General features: G+C 56.3%; 15 protein-coding genes and 1 tRNA gene. 6 read left to right on the top strand and 10 right to left on the bottom strand.

Annotated features, from left to right (window positions below; genetic code table 11):
- The first annotated feature begins 28 nt into the window (after positions 1 to 28).
- Positions 29 to 685 carry a LysE family translocator gene (locus ACN2TU_RS06255; RefSeq protein ID WP_435153894.1) on the top strand — a complete coding sequence of 219 codons (657 nt, stop codon included), beginning with the start codon at positions 29 to 31 and terminating at the stop codon, positions 683 to 685.
- Between the two features lie 106 nt (positions 686 to 791).
- Here the strand turns inward: ACN2TU_RS06255 and ACN2TU_RS06250 are convergent, their stop codons facing one another.
- Positions 792 to 1499, bottom strand: coding sequence for an HD domain-containing protein (locus tag ACN2TU_RS06250; protein WP_435153891.1), 708 nt, complete (start codon positions 1497 to 1499; stop codon positions 792 to 794).
- 110 nt (positions 1500 to 1609) lie between these two features.
- Here ACN2TU_RS06250 and ACN2TU_RS06245 point away from each other — a divergent pair, with 110 nt between their 5' ends.
- Positions 1610 to 2314, top strand: coding sequence for an alanine--tRNA ligase-related protein (locus ACN2TU_RS06245; protein WP_435153890.1), 705 nt, complete (start codon positions 1610 to 1612; stop codon positions 2312 to 2314).
- Here the strand turns inward: ACN2TU_RS06245 and ACN2TU_RS06240 are convergent.
- Positions 2311 to 3330: a metallophosphoesterase family protein gene (locus ACN2TU_RS06240; RefSeq protein WP_435153889.1), complete on the bottom strand. Its 1020-nt coding sequence runs from the start codon at positions 3328 to 3330 to the stop codon at positions 2311 to 2313. The genes ACN2TU_RS06245 and ACN2TU_RS06240 overlap by 4 nt on opposite strands.
- Positions 3331 to 3511: 181 nt before the next feature.
- Between ACN2TU_RS06240 and ACN2TU_RS06235 the strand changes: the two genes are divergently transcribed.
- Entirely contained in the window at positions 3512 to 3940 is a 429-nt protein-coding gene (locus ACN2TU_RS06235; RefSeq protein WP_435153887.1) for a hypothetical protein, read from the top strand.
- Between the two features lie 155 nt (positions 3941 to 4095).
- Here the strand turns inward: ACN2TU_RS06235 and ACN2TU_RS06230 are convergent, their stop codons facing one another.
- Positions 4096 to 4281, bottom strand: a complete 186-nt coding sequence (locus tag ACN2TU_RS06230) for a hypothetical protein (protein WP_435153885.1) — start codon at positions 4279 to 4281, stop codon at positions 4096 to 4098.
- Between the two features lie 412 nt (positions 4282 to 4693).
- Here ACN2TU_RS06230 and ACN2TU_RS06225 point away from each other — a divergent pair, with 412 nt between their 5' ends.
- Positions 4694 to 5317 carry a hypothetical protein gene (locus tag ACN2TU_RS06225; RefSeq protein WP_435153884.1) on the top strand — a complete coding sequence of 208 codons (624 nt, stop codon included), beginning with the start codon at positions 4694 to 4696 and terminating at the stop codon, positions 5315 to 5317.
- 188 nt (positions 5318 to 5505) lie between these two features.
- Here ACN2TU_RS06225 and ACN2TU_RS06220 read toward each other — a convergent pair.
- From ACN2TU_RS06220 to ACN2TU_RS06190, 7 genes are all read right to left on the bottom strand, one after another.
- Positions 5506 to 5578 (bottom strand) — tRNA-Gln (locus tag ACN2TU_RS06220).
- A gap of 246 nt (positions 5579 to 5824) precedes the next feature.
- Entirely contained in the window at positions 5825 to 6253 is a 429-nt protein-coding gene (locus ACN2TU_RS06215) for a metal-dependent transcriptional regulator (protein ID WP_435153882.1), read from the bottom strand.
- Entirely contained in the window at positions 6250 to 6750 is a 501-nt protein-coding gene (locus ACN2TU_RS06210; RefSeq protein WP_435153881.1) for a ferritin-like domain-containing protein, read from the bottom strand. Before ACN2TU_RS06210 ends, ACN2TU_RS06215 begins: the two co-directional genes overlap by 4 nt.
- An 87-nt stretch (positions 6751 to 6837) precedes the next feature.
- Entirely contained in the window at positions 6838 to 8046 is a 1209-nt protein-coding gene (gene sufD, locus ACN2TU_RS06205) for a Fe-S cluster assembly protein SufD (protein WP_435153880.1), read from the bottom strand.
- Complete coding sequence (gene sufB, locus ACN2TU_RS06200; RefSeq protein WP_435153878.1) at positions 8043 to 9473, bottom strand: Fe-S cluster assembly protein SufB; 1431 nt, start codon at positions 9471 to 9473, stop codon at positions 8043 to 8045. Before sufB ends, sufD begins: the two co-directional genes overlap by 4 nt.
- A 9-nt stretch (positions 9474 to 9482) precedes the next feature.
- Entirely contained in the window at positions 9483 to 10388 is a 906-nt protein-coding gene (locus ACN2TU_RS06195) for an ABC transporter ATP-binding protein (protein WP_435153877.1), read from the bottom strand.
- A 149-nt stretch (positions 10389 to 10537) separates the two neighbouring features.
- Entirely contained in the window at positions 10538 to 13219 is a 2682-nt protein-coding gene (locus ACN2TU_RS06190; RefSeq protein ID WP_435153876.1) for a DNA-directed DNA polymerase, read from the bottom strand.
- A gap of 107 nt (positions 13220 to 13326) precedes the next feature.
- On the opposite strand from ACN2TU_RS06190, the gene ACN2TU_RS06185 reads away from it, so the two are divergent.
- Both ACN2TU_RS06185 and ACN2TU_RS06180 read left to right on the top strand, forming a co-directional pair.
- Complete coding sequence (locus tag ACN2TU_RS06185; RefSeq protein ID WP_435153874.1) at positions 13327 to 13512, top strand: DUF7331 family protein; 186 nt, start codon at positions 13327 to 13329, stop codon at positions 13510 to 13512.
- Between the two features lie 75 nt (positions 13513 to 13587).
- Positions 13588 to 13920 (top strand): DUF7322 domain-containing protein, encoded by a 333-nt coding sequence (locus ACN2TU_RS06180; RefSeq protein ID WP_435153872.1) that lies wholly within the window; start codon positions 13588 to 13590, stop codon positions 13918 to 13920.
- The last annotated feature ends 3 nt before the right edge of the window (positions 13921 to 13923 follow it).

The raw sequence follows: 13923 nt of genomic DNA, 5'->3' as shown, positions 1-13923 counted from the left end.
TATTTCGGCAGAAGCGAAATTGCAGACGATGATAGAGACGCTCGTTTCTGCACTCGCAGGCGTGGTTCTCGGCCTGTCGCTCGCGGCCCCGCCGGGACCCATGAACGCGGTCATCGCCGAAGAGAGCGTCCTCCGAGGATGGCGGTCGGGATTTTCCGCTGGGTTGGGCGCGATGACTGCAGATGCCTGCTTTTTCGTCCTCGCGCTCGCTGGCGTCATCGCCGTCGTCAAAGAGGCACCACTCGTCCGTGGTATCATGGTTGGAGTCGGGGGGCTTCTCATGTTGTATTTCGCCTACGGCGCGGCGAAAGACGCGAGCGGGACGTTCACCGGCGAGGGCGGCGATGCGGATGCGAAGGGATTCAGAAAAGCGTTCGCACTTGCAATTACGAATCCCTATCAGATCATCTGGTGGCTGACGGCGGGCGTCGGTTTACTCGACCCGGGACGATTCGACGCGCTTTCCGGCGTTCCCGGAACCCTCACGGTGACGACCGGGGGACCAGTCATCATCGTCGGCTTTTTCACCGGAATCGCGCTCTGGATAATCGGTTTTCCAGCGGCACTGGTGGCGACGGGAAAACGCGTCGATTCCTTCGCGCCCGCCGTCGCGTACCTGAGCGCGGGCGTGCTCGCACTCGCAGGCGTCTCGTTCATGTACGAGGCAGCGACGACGCTAACGTAACCCGTTCGCCGGCAAATCAAGGAACCCGCCGCTGTTCGAAATCGGTTTGCTCGCTACTAGGGGAGTTTCTCCGGAACTCCCGTTCGAATCCGCGTCCGACCGTTCCCTACGGCCCGCGTCCGCGCGGTGAACTCGTCGTTTCGGCGTCCATCTCCGGCACTTCCTCCTCCAACCATTCGCGGAACCATTTCACGCGCTTGAGTCTTCGATGGGCGATGTCGTTTGCAGTTTCGCTCTGCACTCGGGAGGCGGCATCCTTCCCGCGTTCGAGCACTCTATCGACCATCTCCGCGGCGGCCATGTGCGTGCGTGCTTCGTACCCCATTCGCAGGAGCATCAGGGCCGTCCCGTTCGCGCCGACTTTATCGAGCATGTCCGCTTCGATGAGACACTGCGCCTCCTTCGAAAGCCGCGAGAGGTCTCCCTGAAACGAGTGGTCTTCGACTGCTTTGCACACTTGGTCGACGAACGACTCGGGGAACTCGCCGCGCGACTCGAGGTACTCGCGCGCGACTCGCGCACCCTCTTCGGCGTGGACTTCCTGATCAGCGTCGAGTTTGGCGATGTCGTGAAACAGCGCGGCGACGCGAGCGACATCCACGTCGGCACCCTCCCGTTCGGCAATCGTTTCGGCGAGATTGACGACGTTGAGGATGTGGTTGAACCGGTAGTCCGCGGAGTGCCACGGATACCAGCGCATTCGACCGCCACCCTCCTCGTTCTTCACGCTTGCCGAGAGATACTCGTACACGAACGCTTTCATCTCCTCGAATTCCTCGTCAGAAACGGGTGACCCCTTAATTTCGACACCCATAGAAACTCCTCCGTTGGCTACAATACGTACTCATTACTGATACAAACGCACGATTCGCTCTTTAGCGTTACGACGAGAACATTAAGTGACGTCTCTTCGTCCCCCCGCATATGACCGAGACGCTGTATCTCGACGCCACGTCCGACCGAGAGTTCGACGCCACGGTAGAGCGGGTCGCAGACGACCGAGTCGTTCTCGACCGGACGCTGTTCTACCCGGAAGGCGGCGGCCAGCCCTGCGATATCGGCGTCCTCAAAGCGGACGGAGAAACGTGGCCGGTCACCGAAGTACGGAAAAAGGATACCATCTACCACACGGTCGACGGAACACCACCCGAAGAAGGGACGATCGTCTCGGGACGGATCGACTGGGAGCGACGCTATGCACACATGCGGTATCATGCTGCACAACACCTCCTGTCGGCCGTGCTGTTGGACGAGTACGACGCTCAGACGACGGGCAATCAACTGTACACGAACCGCGCCCGAATCGACTGTGCGTACGAACGGTTCTCTGAGGACGAGTTCGCCCACATCGAATCGGTGATGAACGAACGCATCCAGGAAGGATTGGCGGTCACATGGTACGAGATGAACCGCGAGGAGGCCGAAGCGACGCTCGACCCGGAACGCACGCGGATTCACCTCCTTCCGGACAGCATTCGAGAGATTCGCATCGTCGAAATCGACGGCTACGACCGAACTGCCTGTGCCGGAACGCACGTGGAGAACACCGACGAGATCGGCGAATTCCGGATTACAGGACGGGAGACGAAAGGAAGCGATGAGGAGCGACTGAAGTTCGATCTCGGCTAGTTTACAGTGGATGGCCATTCATCCGCCAGCGGAAGCGCGGAAAGTCGGTCAAGCGTCATTTCGGCGACCGCATCGCTTCGCGCTGAACCTCGTTTTGCGTGAACGTACGCCTCTTTAGTTTCTTCCGGGTCGGCAGTCGGGACGAATCGAACTGTCGTTCCGGCCGGGCCGATCTCGAACAGGAGGTACGCTTGCGGAAACGAACATAGCGACGGGACGACGATTTCGCGGATACCGTTCGTTTCGGTTACCGACGGGACGTGTAGGTGTCCCGAGACGTGGAGTGGCACGTCGTGTCGGGCGAGCAGGTCAACCAGTTCGTCGGCGTTCCGAGTCGGAAACGAAGAACGCCACGAATGGACTCCTTCCTCACAGGAAAGACCGGAAAGGTTGTGATGCATGACGACGATGGGTGTGTCAATGTTCGGAACATTATCGTCCAACCACGCGAGTTGATCCGCCGAGATTTCACCGTCATGGCTGTCAGCGAGCGAGCCGTCCGGTGTCTCCGCGCTGTTCAAGCCGAGAATATCGACGCCACCGATACGCTCGTGGAACGGAAGGCCGCCGTGAGCGAAATCGGATTCGAACGACGAGAGGGCAGGTGTTTCGTGCGCGTCGAACGATTTCGGGACGTCGTGGTTGCCGGGGACAGCGAAAAACGGTACTTCGAGCGTAGAAAGGATGGAGTCGAGCGTTTCGAAATCTTGTGTCGCACCGTCTTCGGTTAGGTCTCCCGCAAACACGACAGCATCTACGTCGCGCGCATTTGCGTCAGCAAGAACAGTTCGGAGGCGCGATTGGGTTCGGTGAAACACCTTCCAGGTACCCTGTTTTTCGGTCGAGACGTGCATGTCGGAAACGACTGCGAGAGTCGTGGGAACGTCGCTTCGGGGGCGAGTAAAACGAGCAAAAACTGGGCCAGCGTCGGTGTGTTCAGTGGATGACTCGATGGCGATATCGGATTGGTGACGGACACCGCTGGTAGGGTCGGTTCCCATTCCGTGTTCGGGCATAGCGTAATCGGATAGAGCACCGGCAAAGATATAATTCTACCGCAGTAAATATTTATTTTCTACATATTCTATATAGTAAATTCCGAAGTAGTTAGCTTCAGTTCAGGTCAATTTCTTTATACATGTGGAACGTGCGTCTGACTGACTTTGATTACGTCGCACGTCGAAAGTGTAACTGGGAATGAGCACGAGAAGCTTCAATAAAATCGAAACATCGACGAACGATTCGTCGTTTTACTATCTCAACAAGGTGTTACAGCTCGCAGGGCTATTTTTCTTCATAAACGGCATCTACGTTGCGTTTTTCTCAGATAACGTCTTTACGACGTTTGGCTACTACTTCGTCGTCATCGCCGCCATCTGTCTGACGCTATCGCGTGCGATTTCGCCCGACAATCCCCTCATCTCACCGCAGTTGCAAGCAACGGTTCGACAGTTCGTGAGTCGAACGAAACCCAAGACAGCGCGCAAGAAACGTACTCAGCGAGGAACGACGAAACGCCGAACTGATTTCGACGTTCGTCGCTATATGCAAGCTGTTGCGGAGAAAATTAAAGAAATCGACATCCTTAGCTTCACTTCGCGCCGTAACGGACGCGACCGACTCTGAGGGCAAACAACGGATATTCGGAGGCGGTTTCCCTTCCTCCTTTGTAGCTAAACCGGCATATCATGGCATATCATGCTTGGTGTTCGACACTCTAAGCAGTGGATACATCACTTCGGTGCTCGTCCATTTACGACTGATTTTTAACGACGTCCGGTTTAACAGTGGTGGCAGTCATACAGCGTCAGCGTCCCGTTTTCTACGAAATCACTTCTATCGTACACGCTGAGTATCACATAGCCGGTGGTAAGCAGTTCATCCAGCGGCGGTGTTTCACACGGATCGAACGTCAGCGAGAGTTGCAATGAGCCGTCGTCCTCATATTTCGCCTCTGCAACGGTCATCTCGTAGCGATCACTTTGTTAACACTTAATAATGTTATCCATTTGAAAGTAGATATTACAGATGGAGTCGAGGGATATATGCTTTGTTTCTATTTGTCACTATAGTGTAACAAAACGCCCCCCTCCTCCCGTCGTGAGTAAGCAGTAGCTATCAACCACAGGACGGTGCTAATCCATAAATAATTTTATATAATATGCCATTTCCATCCCACGTTCGATTCAAGAAACATCGACTGTCGAACGAGAACAAATCGGTGTCGAATAACCATCTGTTCGCCATACCACCGAACAGTTCCCTCTGAGAGTGTGCTTGCATTACCGTCGGTAACGATAGCATGAATATTACGAAACGAGTGATTGTAACTGGCAGAAGAATATTTAGGCGTATATCTCTATTATTTACTTACGACATATGAATCGCCACCGTTCGACTGTAATCGTTCTCGTACTCGCCATTATGCTCGCTGGCTGCAGCGGTATCGGCGGGTCGGACAACCCAACGACGACAACTGATGCGCCAACTAGCACTTCGACCCAAATGAGTTCTACATCGACGAGTTCTTCGACATCGACAGACTCGACGACGACAACCTCGACGACAACCACCACCACCACGACCGTCGAGGAGTGGCAGCCGCCAAAAGGCCCGAACACCCCAATTGACGACAAGATAGGTGACAACAACCGCATCAAGAGGGTCACGCTCACCAACAAAGTTCAGGCGAAAAACGGAAATGGTGTCTCCAACTTCGACGTCGAAATCGTCGCCAACACGAGTCTCCCAGGTGTAGACCCTGAACCACTCGTGGACGGCGATCCATACTTCCTCGTCAGAATCAACGGTGAGCGCGTCGCACGCGGCGGCGTCCGATTCCAGCACGACGAGGGAACCTACACTGTCGATATCGACAAAGGTGCATTCCAGCAGTTCGACTCCGGCACGCTAGAAGTCGAGGTGCTCATGCTGGACAAGGACAAGGAAACTGATGACATGTACGGAAGATGGACCGGCACTGTTCAGTATAGTTCCGAATAGAAGCGGCCTTCACGAAAAGTCACCTACGTTTCTGATTTTGTTTTGCTAGAACGGGTAGAACGTGTAGTCGTCGGTACGTAGTCAAAACAGGGTATGAGTCACGAATCCGGAGAAACAGTAATCGCACATGAGTGATACTTTTTGTAAAAATAATTCAAAAATATCTATAAATAGTAGAATATTTTAAATAGTCCCGGGCGGATTCGAACCGCCGTCAATGGCTCCAAAGGCCATTATGATTGGCCGCTACACCACGGGACTTCGCTCATTTCATTCGCTCGTCCCATATACTTCGCAGTTCTTTCAGAACTGCTCACCATCACGGGACATTGCTCGTGATACTCGCAAAGCCCCGTGAGGTTCGCAGTTTCTACGAAACTGCTCACCACCACGGGACTCCGCAGTAGATACGAGGCTTCACCGTCACGTAATTCGGGGGGATACTTGAACGTAACGCAAACAGTTGGAGAGGAAACCGCAACACTCCGGTTTGATTTCCCGTGTGGTTCAGTCCGCTCCACCCTCTTCGACCAGATACGCACACATGTCCTCCTCAGCGTGGAAGCAGTCTGGACACTGCGGTTCGCGGTCGATGATCGTGTCCAGTCTCTCCGCAACCGTCTCGTCGATGACACTTTCGAGTTGTTTTGCCTCCATACGGAACTCATCGACTTCGAGGACGTTTGCGAGGAATCGTTCGAGGATACAGTAGGTCTGGAGGGCGTCACTGGCACGTTTCTCGCCGTCTTCGGTGAGGGTTGCACCGCGATATTTTTCGTGTTCGACCAACCCGCGCTCTTGGAGTTTACCGACCATTTCGTTGACGCTCGCGGGACTCACACCGAGCTGGTTGGCGAGGACGCCGGTTGCTGCCGGGCCGTCTTCGATGCGCTGAACGAGATAAATCGCTTTGAGATACTGGTCTGCGGTGTTCATTCTCTGGCTCCCATTAGTTCCGCCACTTCCTCGACACCCTCGGCTTCCTCCGCTCGAATCGCGGTAAGCGTTTCGAGCAGTCGTTTCCGGTCGAGTGCGAACGTCGTGTCACTCGCCTCGATAGCTGCAATGAGGTCGTCGTAGAATTTGTACGCCGTCTCTTCACCGTGTAGTTGATCGTAGAGGATACCATCGAAATCGTCAGGGGCGGTCTGGGAGTATTGTTCTCCAACCAATATTTCTATTTCCTCAAACGGAATCGTCTCGGCATTGAGTTCGTCGATGAGCGATTCGAGACGTTCTCGGTGTTCTGCTGACTCTTCACCGGCCTCGGAAAGTAGTTCGCGCACGTCCTCGTGGAGTTCGTCCTGTTCACTGGGGGGAAGCGACTCGAAATGGCGCGCCGCTCGTGCCTCGACGAGTTCTTCCAACACCACGCCGATTTGGAGCAAGCGCGCGAGTTGGCGGTCCGATGAGACGCGCTGACCCACACTCATATCTCGGGAGTAGGGACGAGGAAACTTAACACTCCCTGATGCAACTTCGCACAAAAAGAAAGCAGAGTCAAAAAACGGAGAGATGCCTTAGTGACCGAGACGTTCGACGATACCCGAATCGAGGTCGTCGCGAAGTTCTTCGACTTCGACTTCGTCCAAAACGGGGACGAAGAATCCTTCGACGAGCATGTCTTTTGCCAACTGGTCAGGGACACCGCGCGAGGTCATGTAGAACAGGTCTTCCTTGTCGATCTGTCCGACCGTCGCGGAGTGACTCGCTTCGGTGTCGTGGTTGTTGATGATGAGTTTCGGCGAGGCGTCGGCTTCACTCCCGTCCGAAAGCATGAGCGTGTTTTCACGCTGGTAGGAACTCGTGTCCCACGCTTCGGTGCCAACGTCCTGCACACCTTCGTAGACCGAGCGTGCTTCGTCGTCGAGCACGCCGCGGGTTACGAGGTCTGCGGTCGTGTGCGCCGTGTTGTGCCAGACGCGAGCCGCGATATCGAAGTGCTGGTCGTCGTGACCGAAGAACGCACCGACGGTTTTCGTCTCTGAGCCTTCCCCATCGAGGTTGGTCTCGACGGAGGACTTCGTGAGACGCGAACCGAGGTTCCCCTCGACCCAGTTGAGGGTGGCGTAGTCCGCCGTGTTCCCGCGCTTCAGCGTGTAGTTGTACGTCTCCTCGTCCAAGTCCTGCAGTGAGCCGTACTGGACGTGACTGTTTTCGCCAGCCACGATTTCGACCAGTCCGCTGTAGTAGCGCTCGCCGGAGCGTTCTTCGCTGTCCTGTCGCTCCAAAATCGTCACCGAACTCGACTCCTCGGTGACGACGAGCGTATAGTTGAACAGCGACTGACTCTGCATCGTCGTCCGGATTTTCACGTCTTCCGCATCGACGCCCTTCGGGACGTAGATGAGCGTGCCAGTCGTGAACAGCGCGGTCGAAAGCGCCGTCAGGTAGTTCTCCTGTGGTTCGATAACCGACCCGAAGTACTCCTTGACGAGATCTTCGTGTTCGTCCAGCGCGTCCGCCATCGAGAGCACCGAGACGCCCTCGGGTTCGATTCGCTCCTTTTCCTCGTCAGCGGCGAGCGGGTCGACGAAGCTCTCGTAGTCGAGCGCGTCGAGGTTTGTCCAGTCGCGTCCCGGCGTCCGGATAACGTCCGGCATGTCGATGTCGGAAAGCGAATCGAGGGCTTCGAGACGGGTTTCGAGCAGCCACTCGGGTTCGCCGAGGTCGCTCGAAATCTCGCGAACGGTCTCCTCCGAGAACGTGCTGTGTACCTGCGTGCTCATCCGAGGCTCCCCTCCATTTCGAGTTCGATGAGGCGGTTGAGTTCGACTGCGTACTCGATCGGGAGTTCTTCCGTGATGGGTTCGATGAACCCGCTCACGATCATCTGTTTCGCGTCGTCGTCGTCCAATCCGCGACTCTGGAGGTAGAACACGTCCTCATCGCCGATTTTACCGACCGTTGCCTCGTGGGCAACGTCGACACGGTCTTCGTTGATTTCCATGTACGGCATGGTGTCCGACGTGGATTCGTTGTCGAACATCAGCGCGTCACATTCGACCGACGTGGACGAGTCCACCGCACCGTCGCTGATGTGGACGAGACCACGGTAGTTGGTTCGGCCACCATCCTTGCTGATGGACTTCGACTCGATGGTCGAGTTCGTCTGTGGCGCGTTGTGGTACACCTTCGCGCCGGTGTCGATGTTCTGGCCTTTGCCGGCGAAGGCGATGGAAATCTGGTTCGCGCTCGCGCCGCGACCCTTCAGGATGGAACACGGGTACAGCATCGTTGCCTTCGACCCCATGCTCCCCGACACCCACTCCATTCGGCCACCGGCTTCGACGATGGCGCGCTTGGTGTTCAGGTTGAAGGTGTTCTTCGACCAGTTCTGCACGGTCGAGTACTGCACGTGAGCGTCCTCATCCACGAACACTTCGACGCCGCCGGAGTGGAGGTTGTGGCTGCCGTATTTCGGCGCGGAACAACCTTCGATGTAGTGGACTTCGGAGCCTTTCTCGGCGATGATGAGCGTGTGCTCGAACTGCCCCATCCCTTCGGAGTTCATGCGGAAGTACGCCTGGACGGGCATCTGAACCGTCACGTCCTCGGGGACGTAGACGAACGACCCACCGGACCAGACCGCACCGTGGAGTGCCGCGAACTTGTTGTCGCTTGGCGGCACGCACTTCGTCATGAAGTACTCCTTGACGAGGTCTTCGTGCTCCTGGACGGCTTCGTCCATGTTGCAGAACACGACGCCTTTCTCCTCCCACTGCTCCTGCATGTTCTGGTAGACGACCTCGGACTCATACTGGGCACCGACGCCGGAGAGCGCTTTGCGCTCGGCTTCCGGAATACCCAGCTTTTCGAAGGTGTCCTTGATGTCGTCCGGGAGGTCGTCCCAGCTATCTGCACCCTCGCGCTTGTCCACGTCGGGGCGGATGTAGGGGACGATTTCTTCTACGTCGAGTTCCGTCAGGTCGGGCTGGCCGGGCCAGTCCGTCGGCAGGGGCATGTTCTGGTAATGTTCCAGTGCACGGAGGCGTCGTTGGAGCATCCATTCGGGTTCGTCCTTGTCCTCGCTGATGAGGCGGACGACCTCTTCGGTCAGACCCTTATCGGATTTGACCGCGGCCCGCTGTTCTTTCTTGAACTCGAACCGTTCTTCGGTATCTGTCTCTTTCAAGTGGTTCTGTTCTGAGCTCATAGTATCACCTTACGCGGTCTGGTAGACTTCGTCGCGAACCCAGTCGTATCCCTTGTCTTCGAGTTCTTCGGCGAGTTCCGGTCCCCCTTCCATGACGATTTCCCCGTCGAGCATGATGTGAACCGTGTCAGGCTCGACGTAGTCGAGGATACGCTGGTAGTGGGTAATCTGGAGGATACCAGTACCCTGCTCTTCGCGCAGTGCGTTGATTCCATTCGATACGTCCTGCAAGCGGTCGATGTCCAGTCCGGAGTCGATTTCGTCGAGCACGGCGATGGACGGTTCGAGGATTGCGGCCTGCAAGACCTCGTTCTGCTTTTTCTCTCCCCCGGAGAAGCCTGCGTTCAGATAGCGCATCGCGAACTTCTCGTCCATGTCGAGCAGTTCCATCTTCTCCTTGAGGAGTTCCTGGAACTCGGCGACGCCGACCTCGCCCTCGTCGGCGGGGCCTTCCATCGGACTGGTATCGTAGCCGGACTCTTCCTCCTCTTCTTCCTCGCCGTCGTCCTCCTCGAAGAGCTCTTCGCGCTCTTCGAGTTTTGCGTTGAGTGCGGTACGGAGGAAGTTCGACATCGTGACACCCTCGATTTCGGCGGGGTACTGGAACGCGAGGAAGACACCGAGCGCTGCGCGCTCGTTCGGTTCCAGTTCGAGAAGATTCCAGATGCGCATGTCGTCCGGAATCTCGATGTCCTCGAACTCGTCTTCGTCGAGGTGGAGAAGCACCTCACCGTCCGTTACTTCGTAGGCGGGGTGTCCTGCGACGATTTTCGATGTCGTCGATTTTCCGCTTCCGTTCGGTCCCATCAGGGCGTGAATCTCGCCGGATTCGACTTCGAGATCGACGCCGTTGAGGATTTTTTCACCTTCTTCCACGACCTCTGCGTGGACATTTTTTAGTTCAAGCGTTGCCATGTTAGGTTCACCTAAGACGTGTGAAGCAAGGGTACATCGTCTCATAACGGTTTCGCATTCGTATGCAATCGGTTTTCGGAAAGAAAAAAATATTTTGTCGCATTAGAAATGCCGCCATTCTCTATTCATGGTTCTACCATTTTCGGCGGCTACATGAAACTGCTCAGTCCGGTCTGTTGCTGCCCCGTTTTGACCTCTTCCCACGAGATGTCGAGGGCTTCGAGCACACGCGAAATCGGCCCCTTGAGTGTTTTGTCGAGCATCTTGTCCCAATCGACCTCGAACTCATCGGGAATCTGGTCTGCATACTCGAAACAGATGACGTCCTGTTCGTGTTTGAACTCGCCGTACAGCGTGTCCGGACGAGCGTCTAAATCTTTCTCCTGCTCGATTCGTTCGAAGTACGAGGGATGGACTTTTTTCAGATAGAGTCGTTTCGGCTTGCTCCCGCGCTGGAAGTTGGTGCCGAGCAGGAGATTGGCGTACTTCGCACCCCGAACCTGCGCAGTGTCGGTGTCGTAGTTGTCGAGTCGCTTGCCGATTCCGCCGGGAATGGCGATTTCGTCCAACTCGACGTTTCCACCGAGAAAGTCCTCGATGACGTCGTGAACGTAGGTTTCCACGTCATCCAAATCCTCTCCGGTGACGATCATCTCGATGACCTGCCGCTGAACCTCCTTCGTGATGGGTGCGATGTCCGAGCGTTTGTACTCGAACCCGGTGATGTCGATGTCGTCTACGTCCTTCCCCTCCTTCCAGACGATGTAGCCTGCGTATCGCTTCTTCTTGCCCGCCTGGAAGAATCGTCGATAGAGTTTCTCGAACTCGATTTGGAAGCGATGTTCCTCGGCGTTCAGTTCCTCGCTCGCGAACTCGTCGTATCGAGCGTTGATGTGTTCCTCGATTTCGAACGATTGGTCTAAGGCGGCGTCTTTCCCGATATCGCCGCCGAGTTCGAGCATCACGGAGTCGGTGTCACCGTACGCCACATTGTAGTCGATTTCGTTCGCCGCAGTTTCGGTGAATTCGATGACTTCCCGGCCGGTCGCGGTGATGGCTGCACCCATCTCCTTGTCGTAGAGGCGGAACTTCTCCCACCCCAGCACGCCATAGAGCGAGTTCATGATAACTTTCACCGCGGCCTGTTGGCGGTCGAAGATTTCGTACTCCGCGCTGTCGGGACTGTGTTCGTTCCGGAGCGCCTTTTTCTCCTCGCGCTCGCTGAGCGTCTCGTTGATAATCTCTCGGACAATTCCGTCCGGTTCTTTTCGGAAGTGGCTCCCGTTCGGCGCGACGTAGGTGTCGCCGTCGTACGCCTTGGGATTCACCGACGTTTCCGGCGACAGGTTGAGTGTCACCATACACATCGGGTACAGCGACTTCAGGTCGAGCACAGTGACGTTCTCCTTGACCCCGGTAATCGGGTCGAACACCGCACCACCCTCGTAATCCTCGGCCTCGAACTGGCCCTTCGAGGGGAGCGCGAACTGGCCATGTGCCTTGTGAAGGACATACACGTCCACCGCGTCGCCGGGCGTCGTCGCGTCTTCGAGTTTACAGCCGACGAACGACGCAACCTCTCGCCAGAAGGTGACGATGTCTTGCTTTTTGTCGAGTTCGACGCAGAGTTCCACGTCCCGAACGTTGTACTCGAGCAGTCGCGTCGGATTCTGTTCCCAGAGGTCGCCGATGTCGCCTGCGTAGCGTTCCTTACCGACGCCGAGTTCCGTCTCACCGACAGCGTCGAGTCGGTACGAATCGAGTTCCGTGAACTGGGTTCTTTTGTAAGCGTACAGCAGGTCGAAGACGACCCGTCCTTTCACCGTCGGGCCGCCCCAGTCGCTCCGCCAGACCTCGTTCACGCGAGAGAGCCGTTCGTAATCGAGGTCGTAGTCGTGGTGCTGGCCTTCCAGTCGTTCCAAGCGATCCAAGAGATACGGCGCGTCGAAATCGTCGAAGTTCCAGCCGGTGAGAACGTCAGGGTCGGTTTCGTCGATGTAGTCGAGGAACGCCGCCAGCATTGCTTCTTCTTCCTCGAACGTTCGAACGTCGATTTCGGGGCCATCGCGAAGCGGTTCGTAGTCCGGCAGGTCGTCCGGCAACTCGGCATCTCCCTCGGGTGCGTCGAACAGCCACGCGATATATTCGTCTCGATAGGAGTCGTGGCTCGTGAGACAGATTATTGGCTCTTCGCCGTCCTCCGGGAATCCGGAGCGGTCGTCCACCTCGATGTCGAAGGTGTGAACGCGCAGATTGGCCTGCACGTCGGCCGCTTCGACTTCGTCCGCTTGGACGACGAGGCCACCATCCTCTTGGCGGCGTTCCGGAATGCGAATTCCGCTCTTGATGTCCTTGTCGATGAGGAACCTGTTCGGGAAGAGAATATCCGCCTCGTAATGCTCGAACTGGTCGCGGATGTTACCCACGTCGCGCGGAGTCCGACCGAATATCTTCGTTAGTTTCTCGCCGCGGATACTTTCGTAGCCGTCCTCGGAACCCGTGAGACGGTCGTCGTTCAGTTTCTCTTCGGTGAGCGTCTCGGTCGGGGCATAGAAGTACGGCCGAAATCCGACGACGCGAACGTGCTCGTGTTCGTCGTCCGGGGTGCGCCCGAAGACGTGGATTATCGGCGTTTCGTCGTCGCCGTATCCCTCGATGGTGTAATCGACTTGCGTCACTGCCAGTTCGATGTCACCCTGCGAGTCCGGAAGCCAGTCCGTATCGGCATCGACGACGGTTGCCGTCGAGTCCTCGTTTCCTGCAACGGCGTGGGCTTCTGCCGCGGGGCGGTCGTCTCCACCCGCGAAGTCACCAAGCCCAGATTGAGTCATGTCGGTTGTTTTTGGCGCTTCCCGGTAAAAACCCTCCCGTTTGAAACAGTCATCGAAGGGAAAGAGACTTAATATGCTAACGCATAGCATAGCTTGAGGTCAAGCCAATGTCTGACCGTGCAACTGAGGACGGAACGCTGGACCGCGCAGAAACCGAGCTACCGGCTCCCGACGAGCCGATGAGTTCGATAGAGGCCTATGAGACGGAGGACGGTGTTGTATTTTACGACGCCGAGAATCCCCTCGGGTGGCTTAAGTCGTCGAGTGCGGTCACATTGAAAAAACAAGTCTAATCCGACGCCGAACGAATCGGAGCCGAGTGAATTGACTCCGAACGCTTTTCTTTTCACACGCGATGCATCAAATTGGTGTTCGATATATTCGGCGACGACGAGGAGTCGGACGATCCGGGGAACGTTCAAGAACCAGATCTCGCGCCGAAGGTTCGTGACCCATCTGACCGGTTCGAAATAGATCCGCCAGCGGTGCCCGACCTGAGTGAGAGTGATGCAGATCCGGAAATACTGAAGGAGTTTTGGGTGCAAGTCCTCCTCTTCAACATCTCGCTGTTCACACTCAGCCTCGGTCTCATGCTCGTCGGATTCGAACGACGATGGAAGTTCGGCGGCCTCCTCATCGTCGTTGGCGTCGTGACGTTCGCACGCGGCTACAAACGATATCGCTCCGTCCAGAAGGACTAACCG

Source organism: Haladaptatus marinus (assembly GCF_051194195.1).
Note: the sequence above shows the minus strand (reverse complement) of the source record. Positions and strands in the feature narration are given on the sequence as shown.

Bases quoted from the DNA above. Each gene is read 5' to 3' on its own strand.
- ACN2TU_RS06255 (WP_435153894.1), top strand. From the start codon at position 29: ATGATAGAGACGCTCGTTTCTGCACTCGCAGGCGTGGTTCTCGGCCTG.
- ACN2TU_RS06250 (WP_435153891.1), bottom strand. From the start codon at position 1,499: ATGGGTGTCGAAATTAAGGGGTCACCCGTTTCTGACGAGGAATTCGAG.
- ACN2TU_RS06245 (WP_435153890.1), top strand. From the start codon at position 1,610: ATGACCGAGACGCTGTATCTCGACGCCACGTCCGACCGAGAGTTCGAC.
- ACN2TU_RS06240 (WP_435153889.1), bottom strand. From the start codon at position 3,330: ATGCCCGAACACGGAATGGGAACCGACCCTACCAGCGGTGTCCGTCAC.
- ACN2TU_RS06235 (WP_435153887.1), top strand. From the start codon at position 3,512: ATGAGCACGAGAAGCTTCAATAAAATCGAAACATCGACGAACGATTCG.
- ACN2TU_RS06230 (WP_435153885.1), bottom strand. From the start codon at position 4,281: ATGACCGTTGCAGAGGCGAAATATGAGGACGACGGCTCATTGCAACTC.
- ACN2TU_RS06225 (WP_435153884.1), top strand. From the start codon at position 4,694: ATGAATCGCCACCGTTCGACTGTAATCGTTCTCGTACTCGCCATTATG.
- ACN2TU_RS06215 (WP_435153882.1), bottom strand. From the start codon at position 6,253: ATGAACACCGCAGACCAGTATCTCAAAGCGATTTATCTCGTTCAGCGC.
- ACN2TU_RS06210 (WP_435153881.1), bottom strand. From the start codon at position 6,750: ATGAGTGTGGGTCAGCGCGTCTCATCGGACCGCCAACTCGCGCGCTTG.
- sufD (WP_435153880.1), bottom strand. From the start codon at position 8,046: ATGAGCACGCAGGTACACAGCACGTTCTCGGAGGAGACCGTTCGCGAG.
- sufB (WP_435153878.1), bottom strand. From the start codon at position 9,473: ATGAGCTCAGAACAGAACCACTTGAAAGAGACAGATACCGAAGAACGG.
- ACN2TU_RS06195 (WP_435153877.1), bottom strand. From the start codon at position 10,388: ATGGCAACGCTTGAACTAAAAAATGTCCACGCAGAGGTCGTGGAAGAA.
- ACN2TU_RS06190 (WP_435153876.1), bottom strand. From the start codon at position 13,219: ATGACTCAATCTGGGCTTGGTGACTTCGCGGGTGGAGACGACCGCCCC.
- ACN2TU_RS06185 (WP_435153874.1), top strand. From the start codon at position 13,327: ATGTCTGACCGTGCAACTGAGGACGGAACGCTGGACCGCGCAGAAACC.